We start from the raw sequence: 18,395 nt of genomic DNA, 5'->3' as shown, positions 1-18,395 counted from the left end.
GGGATCGTTGCTTTCACAGGAGAGCTAAATGACCAGAGGCCCCTATTCTTCAAATAAAGGCTTTTTATTTTCATCAAGTGTAAAACCTTCACCAAGGACATCATGGATATCGTTCACAGCCACGAAGGCGTGAGGGTCTATACTTTTAATGATATTCTTCAATCTGAAAATCTCACTACGACTAACGACGCAATATAAGGCATCGATTTCTGCCCCCGTGTACCCACCTTTTCCTGTGAGGAGTGTGGCTGTTCGATCAAGTTTCTCAATAATCTCTTTGGCAATCTCTTGATTTTTTTTAGAAATAATCATAGCAGCATTCGCAGCATAGGCTCCCTTTTGAATAAAGTCAATGACTCGAGAACCAACGAATACTGCGACCAAAGTATACATCGCTTGCCGATAATCAAGATAGATTAATGAAAGCACAATTACACAGGCATCTATGGCAAACATAGTTTTCCCAATTGGCCAACCCAAGTATCGAAAGGTTAACCTGGCGATAATATCTGTGCCTCCCGTAGTGCCACCGTATCTAAAAATAATCCCTAGTCCTGTACCAATTGTAATTCCCGCAAAGAGAGCGGCTAAGGTCATATCGTTTTGAAGTGTAAAGGAAAAAGTAATAAAGTATTGAAAAATCCATAAAAAGAGCGATAGGGAAGCAGTGCCAATGACACTATAGATAAAAACCGTCCGTCCAAGTAAGCGCCATCCAATAATAAATAACGGAATATTAATGATCAGGTTACTGAGACCAGGATCAATGTGAAAAAGATTATAGAGAATAAGGGTGATCCCTGTTACGCCACCTTCAGCTAAATTGTTTTTTATATTAAAATTGACGAGGCCGAAGGCAAAAATCGCAGATCCTAATAGCATGAAAAGTATATTCTTGATTCTAATTTTAAACACCATAAAAAAACCTCCTGTCTTACTCAGTTGAAATAATAATTAGAAAGAAATCAGCTTTTCTTTTTAGGGGAGCGTGTTATTATGTAGGTAAACCGAGAAAATAAGTTAAAACGATTTCTCTCAAGCTTTTTTTCTCTAAAAAAACCTTTGATAAAGTTGGGACATGATGAAATGAAGTGCTTTTGACATCATTACTTTATAAGGTTCCCTAGCTAGTATAGTCAATACCAGCGCTAGTTACAATAAAACGTTTTTCATTTGGCATTAGTCTTTGATATTCGCTAAGATAGAAGAGGAACATGTCATAAAGAAAGTGGGGTCGTGTGAATGAAATCAATGGCTGAACTCCAGCGAGAAGTTGATGAATATATAGGACAATTTAAAGAAGGTTATTTTTCGCCACTGGCTTTGACTGCACGTTTGACTGAAGAACTTGGTGAACTGGCACGTGAAGTGAATCATTACTATGGTGAGAAACCAAAAAAACAGTCAGAGGCACCGAATACGGTTGAGGAAGAACTAGGCGATTTATTATTTGTCGTCATATGTCTCGCCAATTCATTACATATTGATCTTACCGAATCTTTTGATGGTGTCATGAACAAATTCAAGACACGTGATAAAGACCGCTGGACGTTAAAAGAACAACGGGAGGGTATACAAGATGAGTAGCATGATAAAAGTTGCAGTAGCAGGTCCGAGAGGGAAAATGGGGAAAGAGGCCGTGAAGATGATTACGGGTCAATCACATTTTCAACTCGTTGCAGCTGTCGATAGGGAAAATGAAGGTCTACAACTAAAGGATTTAGAGGGTTTTCCAGATAGTGATGCTCCAATTTATACTGATATTGACAAATGTTTCGCAGAAATAGATGTCGACGTCCTTGTTGATTTTACACATCCAGAAGCAGGAAAACGCCATGTTGAAAAGGCACTTGCTCATGGTGTGAGGACTGTTGTAGGGACATCTGGCTTTAGTGAAGACGATGTGGCTAACTTTCGGTTAATGGCTGAAGATAAGCAACTTGGGGCCATTATTGCTCCTAATTTTGCCATTGGCGCTGTGCTGATGATGAAGTTTAGTCAGATGGCTGCCCGTTATTTTCCTCATGTTGAGATTATTGAACAGCACCATGATCAAAAGCGCGACGCCCCCTCTGGCACAGCGATCAAAACAGCAGAATTAATACATAACAATCGTGAAGCGTTACAACAAGGTCATCCTGAAGAAAAGGAATTATTAGAAGGTGCTCGAGGGGCTCATTATCATGGATTTCGGATTCATAGTGTACGACTCCCAGGTTTAATTGCCCATCAACAAGTGATTTTTGGAAGTGATGGGGAGTTATTAACCCTTCGTCATGATTCGATGAACCGCGAATCCTTTATGCATGGCGTGCGTTATGCTATAGAAACGGTGATGCGTCTAGATACATTAGTTTATGGCTTAGAAAACATACTTGAATAAAGGTGGAGCTGTTATGAAGATAGCATTAATTGCCCATGATAAAAAGAAAAAAGATATCGTTCAATTTGCACTTGCCTATCAACCTATTCTAAAGAAACATGAACTTTATGCGACAGGAACTACAGGTTCCAGAATTCAGGAGGCGACAGGGTTAAACATCCACCGGTTTCAATCGGGTCCGTTGGGTGGCGATCAGCAAATTGGTGCAATGATAGCAACAAATGAAATGGATATTGTGATCTTTTTTAGAGACCCACTTACTGCTCAGCCGCATGAGCCTGATATTTCTGCCCTTATACGTTTAAGCGATGTTTATGAGATCCCACTGGCAACAAACATGGCAACCGCTGAATTGTTGATACATGCTTTAGAGAGAGATGAACTTCATTGGCGAAATATTATTAAAGACCGTCGTGAAAAGGATAAGTTATGATGGTTGAATCATTAGATTTATTGGCCTTTGGCGCACATCCCGATGATGTGGAAATCGGCATGGGGGGGACAATTGCCAAACATATCTCTCTAAAGAAAGCAGTGGGCATCATTGATTTAACAAAGGCAGAGCTCTCCTCGAATGGAGATGTTGTCACTCGACAACAAGAAGCCAAGGAGGCCTCCGAGATCCTTGGCTTAACCGTCCGGCAAAGTTTTGATATACCTGATCGCGGTATCGAGATGAACCATGAGACGATTTCGCTTATCGTCGATAGCATAAGGCGCTACCGCCCAAGCGTTGTTTTTGCCCCATATTTTATTGATCGTCATCCTGATCATGGCCATTGTGGCAGGCTTGTGGAAGAAGCCGTTTTTTCGGCTGGAATCAGGAAGTATAAAGGGATGCAAGATTTACCTAGCCATAAAGTAGAGGCACTTTATTTTTATTTTATTAATGGGTTTCATACTCCAAGTTTTTGTGTTGACATTACTCAAGTCCACGAGCAAAAAATGCGAGCTTTAAGTGCCTATAAAAGTCAGTTTATCTTATCAGAGGAAAGTGTTGAGACACCTCTAACAACAGACTACTTAGAAACGGTAGAGAGTCGAGATCGTTTATTTGGCAAAGAAATCGGAACTCGTTATGCAGAAGGCTTTATTTCCAAAAAGCCATTGGTCATCTCATCGTTTATTTAGGAGGATAGGAGAAGAATAATGACACTAAAAATAGGAATTACGTGTTATCCCACGGTTGGCGGTTCAGGCATTGTAGCAACCGAGCTCGGAAAAAAACTTGCCGAGAAGGGCCATGAAGTGCATTTTATAACCTCTAGTATTCCTTTTAGGTTAGATAAATTTTCTCGCAATATTTTCTATCATGAAGTAGAAGTCAATCAATATGCGGTGTTTAGATATCCTCCATATGATATTGCATTAGCAAGTAAGATGGCGGAGGTGGCTCAAAGAGAACACTTAGATCTATTACATGTTCATTATGCTGTCCCTCATGCTATATGTGCGATTTTAGCGAAGCAAATGGTTGGGGATCACTTGAAAATTGTGACCACCCTGCATGGCACCGATATAACCGTTCTCGGATATGATCCTTCATTAACACAGATGATTCGATTTGGGATTGAACATTCTGATCATGTTACCGCAGTCTCTAAAGATTTGGTACAACAAACAAAAGCATTAATTGAAACAGATAAATCGATCACACCGGTTTATAACTTTGTGGATGAAGGCACTTATTATAAAAGAGCATCAAGTGATTTAAGAGAGGCCTATGGGATCACGTCTGAAGAGAAGGTCCTTATTCACATCTCGAATTTTAGAGAGGTCAAACGGGTTCCGGATGTAATCAAAGCTTTTGCGCGTATTCAAGAGAAGATCAGTTCCAAGCTCATCCTTATCGGAGAGGGTCCAGAGCTTCCTATTGTTACACGACTTGTAGACCAATATGGCTTAACGGATAAAGTCCTTTTCCTTGGAAAACAAGAAAATGTTGCTGAAATATTATCGATTAGTGACTTGGCCTTTCTCCTCTCCTCTAAAGAGAGCTTTGGATTGATTCTTCTCGAAGCAGCGGCTTGTGGCGTACCTGCCATTGGAACGAAAGCTGGAGGGATACCAGAAGTGATTGTTGAGGGTGAAACTGGTTATTTAAGCGAAGTGGGTGACATTGAAACTATCGTGTCTCAATCCTTAAAGATTCTTGGAGATCATGACTTACATCAACAAATGGCCAAAAATGCAGTAGAGTTAGTCAGGAAGAAATTCCACTCTGAACATATTGTAAAGCAATATGAAGATATTTATTATCAAGTGTTGAGTAAATTTCCTAATAATGTATAGCGCATAAGAAAAGAAATAGTCTTGTAACTGGAAGGATTAAGGAAATGAGGTCTAAGAAAGTGAAGAATCGTGCCATTGAACAGGCAAACGCTGTTTTATATTTATTAGAGCGCGCACATTACCAAGCCTATATCGTAGGTGGAGCTGTTCGAAATCTTCTCTTAGATCTCCCTATCCATGATGTTGATATTGCCACTTCTGCTGAGCCCGACGAGGTCATGTCGCTTTTTCAGGTCACCTTTCCAGTGGGTATCGAGCATGGTACAGTGGTTGTACGATATGATCATGTTGATTATGAAGTCACTACCTTTCGTTCAGAGTCAGAGTATAAGGATTTTAGGCACCCTGAACAGGTCAGGTTTGTAACATCTCTTGAGAAGGATCTTGCTCGGAGAGATTTTACTGTTAATGCCATTGCCATGAATAGAGAAGGCACTTTGATTGATCCATATAACGGACAAGCTGATATTCAAAGACAGGTTTTGCGCTCTGTTGGTAAGGCTTCAGAGCGTTTCGAAGAAGACCCGCTTAGGATTTTACGGGCGGCCCGTTTTGTAGCTCAGTTGAATTTCAGTCCAGATGTAGAGCTGAAACAGGCGATGCAAGCGAAAAATTTTAGAATACGTAAATTGTCAGTCGAGCGTATCTATCAAGAAATGACAAAGCTTCTTGCTGGACGATGGGCAGCAAAAGGATTACACCTCTTGATGGCAACAGGTGTTTTTTCAGAATTACCGTTGCTTTGTCATCAAAGCCCTAAACAGAATCATGAAGTGGTAAAAATAGATTATAGGGAATGTTCTTCCGATGCCGAGCGCTGGGCGGCGTTTTTACTCTCTTTGGATATCAAAGATGTTAAAGCCTTTTTAAAAGCCTGGCGATTTTCTAGAAAAAACGAAAATCAGGTACAGTTCTTGATCAAACAGTTTAAGGTTTTTACAAAGAAGGAATGGGATGCTTACGCGGTTTATCAAGTGGGTATTGAGAATGTAAGAGCGATTGAAAGATTAAAAAAAGCCTTTCACTTGAGAGGTGAGGGGCAAAAACAATGTGCTGAAGCATACAACGAGAGACTTCCGATTCATTCTCGAAAAGAATTAAAGGTAAATGGAAATGACCTTCAACAATGGTTGGGCCGAAAACCGGGTCCATGGATTCAGGAATGGATAATAAGGATTGAGGCTGCTGTTGTAAAAGGGCAACTCGTTAATGACAGAGTTGCGATTAAAGGATGGGTAGAATCTTGTCACAAACAAAAGAAGAAATTTTAAAATTATTATTTCAACATAAGGAAACCTTTATCTCAGGGCAAGCCATTTGTGAACAACTTGGATGTTCTCGAACAGCGGTTTGGAAGCATATCACTGAATTAAGGAAGGAAGGCTATACGATTGAATCTGTCCAAAAACGAGGGTACAAACTTTTAGAGGCCCCCAAAAGATTGACCAAAGAGGAAGTGCTCGCCAATCTAAATTCCCGCTATTTTGGAAAGGTTATTGATTTTCATGAGGTTGTCCCGTCTACTCAGAAAATCGCCCATCATTTGGCGGAAGATGGTGCGACTCATGGGACGTTGGTTCTTGCTGATGAACAAGCAGGGGGACGGGGAAGATTAGGCCGTGTTTGGCACTCACCAAAGGGAACAGGGATATGGATGAGTTTAATTCTTAAGCCAGACCTGACGATTAACCGTATTCCACAACTCACATTATTAGCAGCAGTGGCGATTGTTCGATCAATTAAAAAGGTTTCAGACGTAGACTGCAGCATTAAGTGGCCGAACGATATTCTCTTTGAGGGGAAGAAACTTGTTGGGATATTAACGGAATTGCAATCGGAAATGGAGAATGTAAGGGCTGTTATTATCGGGATGGGGATTAATGTGAATATCGAATGGGCTGATATGCCGGCAGAAATTCGTGACATTGCCACCTCGCTTAAGATTATCACTGGAAAAACACAGTCAAGAGTGATGTTAATTCAAACGATCATGACCGAATTAGAGAAGTTATATGACCTTTATCTTAACGAGGGTTTTGAAGTCATTAAACCGATGTGGGAGACTTACGCGTTGAGCATAGGAAAAGTCATTCGTGCTCGGACCATGCAAGGCGAGGTTCTCCAAGGCGTTGCCAAGGGCATTAATAATGATGGAGTCCTTCTCCTTGAAGATGATCAAGGCGTTGTCCATCATATCTATTCTGCTGATATTGAAATTTAATTTTTTTACAACTTCATGGATAACTTTCCCCATTCAAAAACAAACTATTTGTTGGAATGGGGGAGGTTGTTATGAAGAAAAAAGTGTTGTTTATCCTAGGGGTTGCCTTAGGCTTATTTGTAAGTTCACATACATTAACCTATGCGGCCGAATTGTCGGGGATTAGACGGATCAAGATGGATATCGCACCTGATGAACTCGTCGTTTCCTTCTTGAAATTAACGTCAGGTGAAGCGACACTGATAAAAAGTGAAGATGAAACCATCCTAGTGAACACAGGGAGTCGTTCCTCTCGAAGGGAACTGCTGAAAAAACTGAAGGTATTTAATACAAAAAACATTGATGATTTGGTTATTACAAATGATAGCCCCTCCTATACAGGGAACATGAGTGCCATCGTCAAAGATTATGATGTGAGTAAAATCTATACATCACATATCATTGCTCATCACATGTGTCAAGACGAAAGATTACCTTATTGCTTTTTAATTAATGTGTGGAAAAAAGGAACGTATTATCCTCTGGATGCATTGAAGACAAGGGTAGTAAGTGTCTCTCCAAGTGGAAGTCTCAATCTTTTATTTACTTTTGGAAAAACCACTTTATTTCACATGGGGTATTTCCCTAGTGAGGAGGAGCAAACACACCTTGAAGAACACCTTAGGGCAACACAGATCCTTAAAGTGGCTGATTATGGCGAGAGTGAATTGTTTGATGAAAGATTCTTAAGGCATATTGATCCTCATGTTGCAGTCCTCTATCACCATCCTGACTTTAGAACCAACGCAGACCTTATTTCGCAAATTGAAAGTCATTGGGTGGATATATACAAATTACATCAGGTTGGGACTGTGACGTTCTTTTTGAACCGTGATGGTTATGAGGTCAAATCCTTTGACTGAAAAGGGAGAGGGCAAAGTCTCTAGTTGCATTTTTACGAAAAAATGATTACGATAGAGATGTTCATTAAAAAACGAAACCCAAAAAAGGTTTCGTTTTTTAAAAGGTGTCGGTTAGGTTTTTTATTTTCCCTTGTCTTATAAAATGAAAGCTGTGTCCCCTGAGGTTACAGCTAGGTGTTTAATTAAGGGTAATTATAGTTTGACCTTGAAACGGCTAAGTATGACTAGTATATTTTGTACGTTTATCCTTTAATCTTTTGTTATATAAGTGGCATTCTCTTGACCATTTTTTATAAAATGTGTTTTCTATTACTGTACATAAGTGAGTGAATGGTTTAATGAAAAAAGCATTATGGATTGTCGGTGCCATTGTTGTCATTATCGGATTTTGTCTTGGACTCCTTTATCACGATGCGATGGGATATAAGCGAAGTCAAGCGACAATCGCCAAAAATGAGGTTTTGAAGCATTACGATGTCAAAAAAGTCAAAAATGTGAGTGCTTTTCATGGGGATGTCCCTTACCAGGTGGTTGACGCCGTTCAAAACTCTGGAGAAGAAGTTTATATTATGATTCCTGATAAAAAGAGTAAGGCTAAAGCCCAAGTCATTCCCGCCAATACAGGGTATACAAAGAAAGAAATTTTGGCTGCCTTTAAATCCCACGTTTCTTATCGGAGTATTGTTTCGACTCAGTTGGGGATGGTGAGCGGAAATCCCGCCTGGGAAATTGTTTATAAAGATAATGAAAATCGTTTCGTTTTCAGTTATTATAATTTTAATAATGGTGATAGCCTTTCGGATCCAATCGCTATTCAATAAAGCTCAAACTAACAATGCTAAGAGTGTAAGTTCAAAGCACGTTTTGGACGGACTCTAAGAATGGGAAATGGGGAGACTAGAGACATGGAATTATCACAAAGAGTGAAGAATATTACACCTTCGAGTACTTTAGCGATAACAGCCAAAGCAAATGAATTAAGAGCAAGTGGCATTGATGTCATCGGTCTTGCTGCTGGTGAACCGGATTTTAACACACCTGAGCCAATTATAGAGGCGGCGATTAAGGCGGCGCGGGAAGGGCATACCAAATACACTGCGACGTCAGGTTTATCAGCATTAAAGGAAGCTATTGTAAAAAAAATAGCCCATGACAACAAAATTCATATTAAAAGTGAAAACATTATCGTTACAACAGGTGCTAAACATGCGCTTTACCTAACATTCCAGGCCTTACTTAATCCAGGAGACGAAGTAATCATTCCTGCGCCTTATTGGGTCAGTTATACAGAGCAAGTGAAACTAGCAGAGGGTGTCCCTGTTATCGTGAATGGGCTTGAGGAAAATGATTTCAAATTATCTCTTGAACAAATCAAGCAAGCGACGACTGAGAAGACCAGAGCCATTATTATTAACTCACCAAGTAATCCAACGGGGATGATTTATTCTAAAGAAGAATTAAAAGAGATTGGTGAGTATTGCTTAGAAAAAGGCTTGGCTGTCATCTCTGATGAAATTTATGAAAAGCTTGTGTATGACGGTGCAGTCGCCACTTCAATAGTGGAAGTGGTCCCTGAGCTTCAAAAGACTGCGGTAATGATCAATGGCGTTTCAAAATCTCATGCGATGACAGGGTGGCGGATTGGCTACGCAGTAGCAGACAGCGTTCTTATAAAGGCCATGACTAATGTTGCCAGTCACAGCACTTCGAATCCTACGTCAATTGCCCAGTATGCCGCTCTAGAAGCTTATACAGGCTCACAGGAGTCTGTTGAACATATGCGCCAGGCGTTTGAAGGACGCTTAAATAGAGCTTATGAACGCCTTATCTCAATTCCTGGTATTCGTTGCATTAAGCCTCAAGGTGCTTTTTACCTTTTTCCTAATGTTAAGCGGGCGGCAGAGATGACAGGATTTTCCTCTGTGGCGGATTGGGCTACGGCTTTAGTTGAAGAAGCTAAAATAGCGGTTGTTCCAGGAGAGGGATTTGGCGCTCCTGATTATATGCGATTATCCTATGCTACCTCAATGGAAAATATTAATGAAGCTCTAGACAGGTTGCATACCTTTATGGAAAGTCATATTAAGTAACCAGCGATATTTTTGCTCGTTCTACCCTTTGACAGATTGTTTTGAGGCGTAAAGGGGGAACGTAATCTGGTATAAATAAGCGTACAATTGAAGAATAAAGGAAGGTTAACATGCAGAAAACGACAATTTCACAAGTATCAAAATATGTTGAACAAGAGGTTAAGATTGGCGCTTGGATCGCGAATAAACGTTCAAGCGGTAAAATTCAATTTTTACAGCTTCGAGACGGTACAGGATTTATACAAGGCGTAGTGGTCAAAAGTGAAGTTTCTGAAGAAACATGGGAAGCTGCGCGATCTTTAACCCAAGAAAGTTCCTTATATGTGATCGGTACTGTCCGTAAAGATGATCGTGCGCCCTCAGGGTACGAACTTACAGTAAATGAAGTCCAAGTCCTCCAGATTGCTCAAGATTACCCGATTACGCCTAAAGAGCATGGAACAGAATTTTTGATGGATCACCGCCATCTATGGTTAAGGTCAAGTAGGCAAAATGCGATTTTACGTATTCGAAATGAAATCATCAAAGCGACCTATGAGTTCTTTAATGAAGAAGGCTTTATTAAGGTTGATCCACCCATACTCACAGGAAGTTCTGCAGAGGGCACAACCGATCTCTTTCATACCGAATATTTTGATCGTGATGCGTATTTGTCACAAAGTGGACAACTTTATATGGAAGCGGCGGCGCTTGCCTTTGGTAAAGTCTTTTCCTTTGGTCCAACGTTCCGTGCTGAAAAATCAAAAACCCGTCGGCACCTCATTGAGTTTTGGATGATTGAACCTGAAATGGCTTTTGTTGAACATGAAGAAAGCTTAGAGATTCAAGAACAATATGTGTCTTACATTGCTCAATCGGTCCTTAACAACTGCAAAATGGAACTTAAAGTTTTAGATCGAGATGTCTCTAAACTTGAGAACATTAAAGCTCCTTTTCCGCGGATTACATATGATGACGCTATTCAATTGCTTAAAAATAAGGGTTTTGATGATATCGAGTGGGGTGAAGACTTTGGTGCACCGCATGAAACAGCAATCGCTGAAAGCTTTGATAAGCCAGTGTTTATTACTCACTATCCAACCAATATCAAAGCTTTTTACATGAAACCTGACCCTGATCGTGAAGACGTCGTATTGTGTGCTGATCTCATTGCACCTGAAGGTTACGGTGAAATTATTGGAGGGAGTCAGCGTATTGATGACCTCGAGCTTCTTCAGCAACGTTATAATGAACACCAATTAACAGATCCTGCGTACGAATGGTACCTAGAACTTCGTAAATACGGATCTGTACCACACTCAGGATTCGGCTTAGGTCTTGAGCGAACAGTGGCGTGGCTATGTGGCATTGAACATGTGCGTGAAACCATTCCATTCCCAAGATTGTTAAACAGATTGTATCCTTGATGTAAAACGAGTGACTCTCTACTGAGTCACTCGTTTTTCTAATAAAATCAAAATGTATTAGTTGACCTCTTACGCGCGTCCTTTTTCTGAATAAATAAAGTTCTGTGGATGTTAATAGAGGCGTTAGTGTTGCTCGCCACTCCAGACTGCTCGCTTTTCCCATGCCAACACGAAGTGGAGAGTGGTAGCGTGGGAGGCGTATGCCTGAACATCAGGCTGGGCTTAAAGAAACGGTGAAGTACAAACCAAGTTTTCTAATCATTCATTCAGCGTGATATTCCTTTTAAATGTGTTATAATCTTCATTAGAGGTGTCGAATGATGGAGAAGGAACTTTTAATTGAATTTCTGACCAATGGTGGTCTGACCATACCTAGGCTTTTAATTGAAAATTATTCAGAATTGGGTTTAAATGAGGAACAGTGTCTTATGGTGATTCATATCTATTCTTTTATTAAAGAAGGGAACACGTTTCCGACACCGGATGAACTCGCTCGGAGGATGTCCTGTGATTCTTCTCAATGTAGCAACCATTTACGAATGCTTGTGCAATCAGGATTTTTAGAAATTAAACAGGAAAAAGATCGGAGCGTTTATACAGAAAGCTATTCTCTTGATCCTTTGTGGGAGCGGCTGATTAGCCTAAAATTCCTAACGAAAAATACAGAAACAAAGATGGAGCAAGAAGATGCCCTCTATACGATATTCGAAAAAGAATTTGGAAGACCGCTTTCGCCGATGGAATGTGAATCCTTAACGATGTGGATGGATCAAGATCAACATTCTCCAGAAATGATTACGGCGGCATTACGTGAAGCTGTTATCTCAGGGAAATTGAATTTCCGCTATATCGATCGCATCTTATTTGACTGGAAAAAAAGTGGCGTTCGAACTTTGGCACAGGCAAAATCTCATGGTGAAAAAATTAGAGGTCGCTATACCGCGACTTCCTCCAAAAAGCCAAGTGATAAACCGAACCATAGGCAAACAAAAATACCGATGTACAATTGGCTTGATAATTAATAGTGGGGCTCCCTTATGGGGAGCCCTGTCCTTTGAACGGAAGGTGATAATATGACAGTTACAAAGAAGGTCATGCGACATATATTAGATACTTTAAAAGAGATGTTTCCTGATGCTGAGTGTGAGTTGACTCACTCTAATGCTTTTGAATTAACAATAGCGGTTCTTTTAAGTGCTCAATGCACAGATAAAAAGGTGAATCAGGTGACGGAGGATCTCTTTAAGAAATATAAGACACCTTGGGATTATTTAGGCGTCTCTCTTGAGGAGTTAGAAAATGATATCAAACGCATTGGTCTTTATCGTAATAAGGCGAAAAATATCCGAAAGTTGTGTGAAGCTTTAATCGAGAAATATGATGGGGAAGTCCCGCGCACTCATGAACAACTCGTAGAATTAGCGGGTGTGGGTCGCAAAACAGCGAATGTCGTCGTCTCTAATGCTTTTGGTGTTCCGGCTATCGCCGTTGATACCCATGTCGAAAGGGTCAGTAAACGCTTAGGCATTTCTCGATGGAAGGATAGTGTCTTAGAGGTTGAAAAGAATTTGCAACGGCTTGTTCCAAAAGAAGAATGGACACAGACGCATCATCGTTTAATTTTCTTTGGGCGTTATCATTGTACAGCTCGAAATCCAAACTGTCCGGAATGTCCTTTATTAGAGATTTGTCGCGAAGGCAAGAAAAGAATGAAGAGCCGTGAGGAATAAGAAGTAGGTGTTGCACTTCACTGCATTTATAGGCATAGAATACAGCATGATAATCTGCGAGGAGGAGAATCATGCAAATTCATGTTGTCAGTCAAGGGGATACCATATATGCGTTAGCTCGTACCTTTGGTGTTCCAGCGCAAGAGATTATTACACAAAACAACTTGGATCACCCCAATGATTTAGTCGTAGGGGAGACCTTACTTATTCCCACAACCAACACCTATATCATTCAACCCGGGGATACGTTATGGGAGATTGCCAAAAAGTTGAACATCAATTATCAGGCACTCCTTGATGCCAATCCCAATGTGAGACCGCAAAATCTGTATCCCGGGCAAAGTTTGTCGTTACCGCAAAGGGAAAAACAGCACATTATAGTCAATGGTTATTTAGAACCTCACACAGGAAATGCTCAGCGTTTTGTGGAGGCTAGTGCCGCACTGACTTATTTATCTGTTTTTAGCTATGAAGTGAGCGCTGAAGGGAATCTAACGGCTCCAGATGATGCTGAAGTCTTAGCAGCGGTTAAAAATACAGATGTTTCACCACTGATGGTCATTACGAATTTATCAGAAGGCGAATTTAAACGGGAAATTGCTGCTGCGATCTTTAATAGTAATGATGTTCAGGAACATTTGATTTCCAATATCTTATCCGTTTTGCGGCAAAAAGGGTATCGGGGCATCAATATTGATTTCGAATTTTTAGGCAGTAATATGCGCGAACAATATAATCAATTTCTCCAGAAAATAACGCAACGCATGCACCAAGAGGGTTATATAGTCAGTACTGCACTCGCTCCCAAGACAAGCGGAACGCAAGTGGGGGCATGGTATGAAGCACATGATTATGCGTTTCACGGTCGGACTGTTGATTTTGTCGTTTTAATGACCTATGAATGGGGATGGAGTGGTGGCCCACCAATGCCAGTAAGTCCAATTACCCAAGTTCGCCAAGTGGTTAACTATGCTCTTTCGGTAATGCCAGCGAATAAGATAGTCATGAGTATACCGCTCTATGGCTATGACTGGACCTTACCCTATCAAGAAGGCGGGAAATTTGCAAGAGCTGTACGGTATCAGCAAGCAATTGATTTAGCAAGACAAAATCACACGAATATCGAGTATAATCAAAAGGAAGAATCACCTTTTTTTAGGTATACCGACGCCCAAGGGCAGCAACATATTGTGTATTTTGAGGATTTAAGAACAATGGAAGCTATGTTTCAAATGGTCGATGATGATAATTTAAGAGGCATTAGCTTCTGGAATCTTGCGTTTACTTTCCCACAAGTTTGGCCACTGTTACAAGATAAGTTCACGATAATAAAAGAAGGATAATAACACGAAGGCTGTTCCACTAAAAGAAAAGAGTGGGCCAGTCTTTTTTATCTATAGAATCCGAATAGAGCCAAAGAATCACACTCAAAAATGGTAATAAGCATTTTTTACTTTCCTTCATTTCTTAAAGAGACTATGATAAAAAAGAAGTCTCTGAGCAAAAGGAAGAGAAGGAGTGATCTCTTTGGGGAAAATTGTTTATTCTTGCATCACCCCACACGGAGGAGAAATTATACCTGAACTCGCAGGGAAGCAACCAAAAAGAATGGAAAAAACAAGACAAAGGATGTGCCAGTTAGGAAAAAGGGTTGAGGCACATCATCTAGAAGCGCTGATTATCATCACCCCTCATGGGATTAGGATCGATGGTCAATTTTCAATTATTAATAGTGAAACGGTAGAAGGAAGCGAACAAGAAAATCAGCGTACATATTACATGATCAGGGAAACCGATCGATCATTAGCGAAAGAGATAGCCCAAGAAGCCCAAAACATGAATCTGCCATGTGGGTTATTAAACTTTGGGACCGCTGAAGGCCCATTATCCCGGTTACCATTAGATTGGGGCGCGGTAGTCCCTTTAGCTTTTATGCCCGATGTTCCCGTAGTCATTATCACACCCTCACGTTTAAATTCGAATGAAGACATGCTTGCCTTTGGAAAAGCCTTAAGAACCGCGGTGGATAAAAGTGATAAACGCGTAGGCATTATCGCAAGTTGTGATTGGTGTCATACTCACGATGCAAGTGGTCCTTATGGGTTCCACCCGTTGGCAAAGCAAGTAGATGAACGTGTGGTGGAGTATATAAAAAAAGGGGAAATAGAAGCTTTAAGTGAGATCTCAAAAGAAGAGATTGAGCAGGCAAAACCTGATGGCATTTGGCAAGCGTTGATTTTAGCAGGGGCAATACCAAAATCTGAGCGTGCAGTTGACTTTTTGTCTTATGAAGCCCCCACGTATTTTGGATTGATTTGTGCAGAGATTAGCCATGAATAACTGCTCGTTAGTTTTTTGAAGCGGCAAAGAGTAACGGTTTTGTCACGGAGCGCAGCCTTAGGGGAGTCCTGTTAGGCTCGCTTTTCTAGTGCCTAAAATAAAAAAAATAGAGGGAAAGCACCGCATTAAAGGGCGTTTCCCTCTATTTTTTACTAAAAAGGTGAAGCCGACTTAAAATCACACTTTTATGATTTCAAGTCGGCTTCTTTCATTTTATTTTGGCTTTGTATTAAAAGGCGAGAGGCTAATCTCCTGAGTTGGAATCCTCATCCTTATCATTATCGCCATTGACTAGACCATCTGGAAGGCCACCCGGGTTATCTCCTTGATTGTCACCGTTGACGTGCCCATTCGTACTTGTATGGTCATTATCATTGTCTTCATCTGTATTTCCTTGATTATTTCCATTATCATTTGGATTGTCTTGCCCTTGGCCTGGGCCTGGGCCTTGATTTTGGTCCTGATTTTGATCTTGGTTCTGATCTTGGTCTTGGTCGTTTCCATTTTTCTTATCTTCATCATCATTATCATTTTTTATTGTAATAGTAACAGTGGCAGGATCACTTGTTTTGTTATTCGCTTCATCGTCTTTGTCAGTATAAACGGCTGTGACAGAGAACTCATAGGATTGACCTGGCTCTAAATTTTGAATAGAGACGCTCTTGTTGGTCGTGTTATCAATCGGTTGATAATTGCCGCCAAATTTTTGAGCCACTTCGAAGCTAATGCCATCCATTTTTCCATAGTTCCACGAAAGAGAAACAGATTGATCATCAGGATTGTATTCAGCCTTTAAGCCTGTTGGTGCATCAATTTTTTGATACTTTGTTGATTGTTTTGTAGGCGCAGTCCCTTTGACATATAACCCACTTGTAATGTCACTGCTTGGTGTATTGGCACTTGCCACCAACCCAGTGTCTTTTTCAACAGAAACTCTAACAACAGAGCTTGGTTGCTTCCAATCCGCTGTGCTTTTTGAAGCGAGACGTTGAACCAAGGTTCCTGCTAAGACATTGGACACATGCTTTTCTGCAGGTGTAGACAATATCGCTCCCTTTTTAGCAGCCTGCTTCGGATCGTCAGGATCAAAACCACTCGTATCATAGCCACTCCACACAGATAAAGAAATATCTGGCGTATAGGCATTAAACCAAGAATCCAGGTAGCCACTATTGAGTTCACTATCGGTGAGATGATATTTTTTTTGATATTCAGCATTAGCGTTAGAGGAACCTGATTTACCAGCTACAACGTAACCAGATAAAGAAGGTCCGCTATAGGTCACTCTTTGTGTAATAACCTTTTTTAACATATCCGTAATCATATAGGCTGTATAATCATTCATTGCCGGATGCTGGTTATGATCATAATTGACCTTGCGACCATCCGGATAGACGATGTATTTAATCGCATAAGGTTCATTATAAACCCCACCGTTTCCGAAAGCAGCATAAGCACTGGCCATTTGTAATGGACTTTGGGTATTAGAACCAATCGCATAAGATTCATGGAGGGTTTTAATCCCTAATCCTAATTTATTGGCGAAATCGATAATTTTTTGATTCCCTTCTTTTTCTGCCACCTCTTGTAAGGTTTTAACGGCAGGAACATTTCGGGATTCATAAAGGGCTCTTTCGATGGTCATGGTGCCTTCATATTTATCATCCCAGTTATGAATTTCTGGTCCGCCGTTGGAATAACTGTGCGGTTCATCAGTTATCAAATGATTGGTAGGCCACTTGAGATATTCAATAGCAGGACCGTAATCAAAGATCGGTTTTGCTGAAGACCCAATTTGATTGTCCTTAGAATCGGTCGCAAAATTCCATTCGGTCGGATTATAGTGGCGCCTTGCACCAACAGCTAAAATACCACCCGTTTTTGTATCGACGACCGAGATCCCTGCCTGCATGTTTTCTCTGGTACCTTCGAAATTACTATCATTATTAATGACATCTTCAACTTGATCCTGAGCCTTTTCACTGAAGGTGGTATAAATCTTTAATCCCCCTTGATTCCAGGCCTTTTCAGAGATGTCTTTGTCCTTACCCACATACAAATCCTTAATGACGTCAATCATGACATAATGCTGTTCATCTTCTTCTTTATCCTCTTTTGGACGATTTTTCAGCATCTCTTTGATCGTGACTTTCTTGGCCTTATCGGCTTGTGCTTGAGTGATTTTATGATTTTTGACCATCATATCGAGCACAAGGTCACGGCGTTTTTTAGCATGATCAGGGTGAGTAATAGGATCATAATAAGCAGGGAGGTTAGGGATTCCTGCAAGCATAGCAGCCTGGGCCAATGTAATGTCATCAAAGTTATCGACAGAAAGGCCAAAATAAGTTTTCGCGGCTGTGGCAACCCCGTATGCTCCTTCGTTATAGTTGATCTTATTTAAGTACATGTCTAGAATTTGATCTTTTGTATATTCACGATCAAGCTTTACCGCAAGATAAGCTTCTTGAATTTTTCTTGTTAATGTTTTTTGCGGCGTTAAATAACTCGTTTTGATTAATTGCTGATCAATCGTACTTGCGCCTTGTGATCCGAACCCGTTTTTAAAGTTGGCAATAACAGAACCACCAATACGTATGGGATCTATACCAAAGTGGCTATAGAATCGAGCGTCCTCAACCGAGACCACAGCATCCTTAACGACCTGAGGGATTTCATCCGAAGATACATTTATGCGATTTTTAGATCCCGTCGTAGCCATGATGACAGGTTTTCCATCGTCACCAACTCCATATATTTCGTTGACAGCCGGAACTGTAAGTTTTGATTGATCAAGCGCTGGGGCTTTATGAATAATAATTGCAACAGCAATGGCTCCCGCGAGTGCAAAAAATAAAAATACGAGACAAAGGATCAAGACAATTCTTTTCACAAGGCTTTTTTTCTTTTTTCCGCCTTTTCGATGCTTGCCTTTATTTTGCATTGCTTTTCGACGTTCTTGTCTGGAAGTATAATCTGCCATATCTTCTCCAACCTTTCCGGTAGGCAAAACTATTCAAGTAATTCTATT

17 protein-coding genes are annotated in these 18,395 nt (G+C 40.6%); 15 read left to right on the top strand and 2 right to left on the bottom strand.

Annotated features, from left to right (window positions below; genetic code table 11):
* Positions 1 to 42: 42 nt before the first annotated feature.
* A complete protein-coding gene (locus tag IEV91_RS06410; RefSeq protein WP_188496593.1) occupies positions 43 to 918 on the bottom strand; it encodes a YitT family protein in 876 nt (291 codons plus the stop codon).
* A 324-nt stretch (positions 919 to 1,242) separates the two neighbouring features.
* On the opposite strand from IEV91_RS06410, the gene IEV91_RS06405 reads away from it, so the two are divergent.
* From IEV91_RS06405 to IEV91_RS06335, 15 genes are all read left to right on the top strand, one after another.
* The gene (locus tag IEV91_RS06405) at positions 1,243 to 1,587 is read left to right on the top strand and encodes a nucleotide pyrophosphohydrolase (protein ID WP_188496592.1); all 345 of its coding nucleotides are present in this window, start codon (positions 1,243 to 1,245) and stop codon (positions 1,585 to 1,587) included.
* Position 1,588: 1 nt separating this feature from the next.
* Positions 1,589 to 2,383, top strand: a complete 795-nt coding sequence (dapB, locus tag IEV91_RS06400) for a 4-hydroxy-tetrahydrodipicolinate reductase (RefSeq protein WP_275584375.1) — start codon at positions 1,589 to 1,591, stop codon at positions 2,381 to 2,383.
* Between the two features lie 13 nt (positions 2,384 to 2,396).
* Complete coding sequence (gene mgsA, locus IEV91_RS06395; RefSeq protein ID WP_188496590.1) at positions 2,397 to 2,816, top strand: methylglyoxal synthase; 420 nt, start codon at positions 2,397 to 2,399, stop codon at positions 2,814 to 2,816.
* Positions 2,813 to 3,514 (top strand): bacillithiol biosynthesis deacetylase BshB1, encoded by a 702-nt coding sequence (bshB1, locus tag IEV91_RS06390; RefSeq protein ID WP_188496589.1) that lies wholly within the window; start codon positions 2,813 to 2,815, stop codon positions 3,512 to 3,514. Before mgsA ends, bshB1 begins: the two co-directional genes overlap by 4 nt.
* A gap of 18 nt (positions 3,515 to 3,532) precedes the next feature.
* Positions 3,533 to 4,675, top strand: coding sequence for an N-acetyl-alpha-D-glucosaminyl L-malate synthase BshA (bshA, locus tag IEV91_RS06385; RefSeq protein WP_188496588.1), 1,143 nt, complete (start codon positions 3,533 to 3,535; stop codon positions 4,673 to 4,675).
* A gap of 44 nt (positions 4,676 to 4,719) precedes the next feature.
* A complete protein-coding gene (locus IEV91_RS06380; RefSeq protein WP_188496587.1) occupies positions 4,720 to 5,946 on the top strand; it encodes a CCA tRNA nucleotidyltransferase in 1,227 nt (408 codons plus the stop codon).
* Positions 5,916 to 6,896: a biotin--[acetyl-CoA-carboxylase] ligase gene (locus IEV91_RS06375; protein WP_188496676.1), complete on the top strand. Its 981-nt coding sequence runs from the start codon at positions 5,916 to 5,918 to the stop codon at positions 6,894 to 6,896. The genes IEV91_RS06380 and IEV91_RS06375 overlap by 31 nt, the downstream gene beginning before the upstream one ends.
* A gap of 71 nt (positions 6,897 to 6,967) precedes the next feature.
* Positions 6,968 to 7,798 carry a ComEC/Rec2 family competence protein gene (locus IEV91_RS06370; RefSeq protein ID WP_188496586.1) on the top strand — a complete coding sequence of 277 codons (831 nt, stop codon included), beginning with the start codon at positions 6,968 to 6,970 and terminating at the stop codon, positions 7,796 to 7,798.
* Between the two features lie 338 nt (positions 7,799 to 8,136).
* A complete protein-coding gene (locus IEV91_RS06365) occupies positions 8,137 to 8,619 on the top strand; it encodes a cell wall elongation regulator TseB-like domain-containing protein (RefSeq protein WP_188496585.1) in 483 nt (160 codons plus the stop codon).
* Positions 8,620 to 8,703: 84 nt separating this feature from the next.
* Entirely contained in the window at positions 8,704 to 9,888 is a 1,185-nt protein-coding gene (locus IEV91_RS06360) for a pyridoxal phosphate-dependent aminotransferase (RefSeq protein WP_188496584.1), read from the top strand.
* A gap of 110 nt (positions 9,889 to 9,998) precedes the next feature.
* A complete protein-coding gene (gene asnS, locus IEV91_RS06355; protein WP_188496583.1) occupies positions 9,999 to 11,294 on the top strand; it encodes an asparagine--tRNA ligase in 1,296 nt (431 codons plus the stop codon).
* Between the two features lie 317 nt (positions 11,295 to 11,611).
* Positions 11,612 to 12,316: a DnaD domain-containing protein gene (locus IEV91_RS06350; RefSeq protein WP_229745436.1), complete on the top strand. Its 705-nt coding sequence runs from the start codon at positions 11,612 to 11,614 to the stop codon at positions 12,314 to 12,316.
* A 51-nt stretch (positions 12,317 to 12,367) separates the two neighbouring features.
* Positions 12,368 to 13,024, top strand: a complete 657-nt coding sequence (gene nth / locus IEV91_RS06345; protein WP_188496582.1) for an endonuclease III — start codon at positions 12,368 to 12,370, stop codon at positions 13,022 to 13,024.
* Between the two features lie 71 nt (positions 13,025 to 13,095).
* Positions 13,096 to 14,367, top strand: a complete 1,272-nt coding sequence (locus IEV91_RS06340) for a glycosyl hydrolase family 18 protein (RefSeq protein WP_188496581.1) — start codon at positions 13,096 to 13,098, stop codon at positions 14,365 to 14,367.
* A gap of 184 nt (positions 14,368 to 14,551) precedes the next feature.
* Positions 14,552 to 15,364: a DODA-type extradiol aromatic ring-opening family dioxygenase gene (locus tag IEV91_RS06335; protein ID WP_188496580.1), complete on the top strand. Its 813-nt coding sequence runs from the start codon at positions 14,552 to 14,554 to the stop codon at positions 15,362 to 15,364.
* Positions 15,365 to 15,608: 244 nt separating this feature from the next.
* Here IEV91_RS06335 and IEV91_RS06330 read toward each other — a convergent pair whose 3' ends face one another.
* The gene (locus IEV91_RS06330) at positions 15,609 to 18,347 is read right to left on the bottom strand and encodes a transglycosylase domain-containing protein (protein ID WP_188496579.1); all 2,739 of its coding nucleotides are present in this window, start codon (positions 18,345 to 18,347) and stop codon (positions 15,609 to 15,611) included.
* Positions 18,348 to 18,395: the final 48 nt, after the last annotated feature.

This window comes from Pullulanibacillus pueri (assembly GCF_014639255.1).
GTDB lineage: Bacteria > Bacillota > Bacilli > Bacillales > Sporolactobacillaceae > Pullulanibacillus > Pullulanibacillus pueri.
The sequence above is the reverse complement of the archived record's forward strand: the minus strand, read 5'-3'. Positions and strand labels throughout refer to the sequence as shown.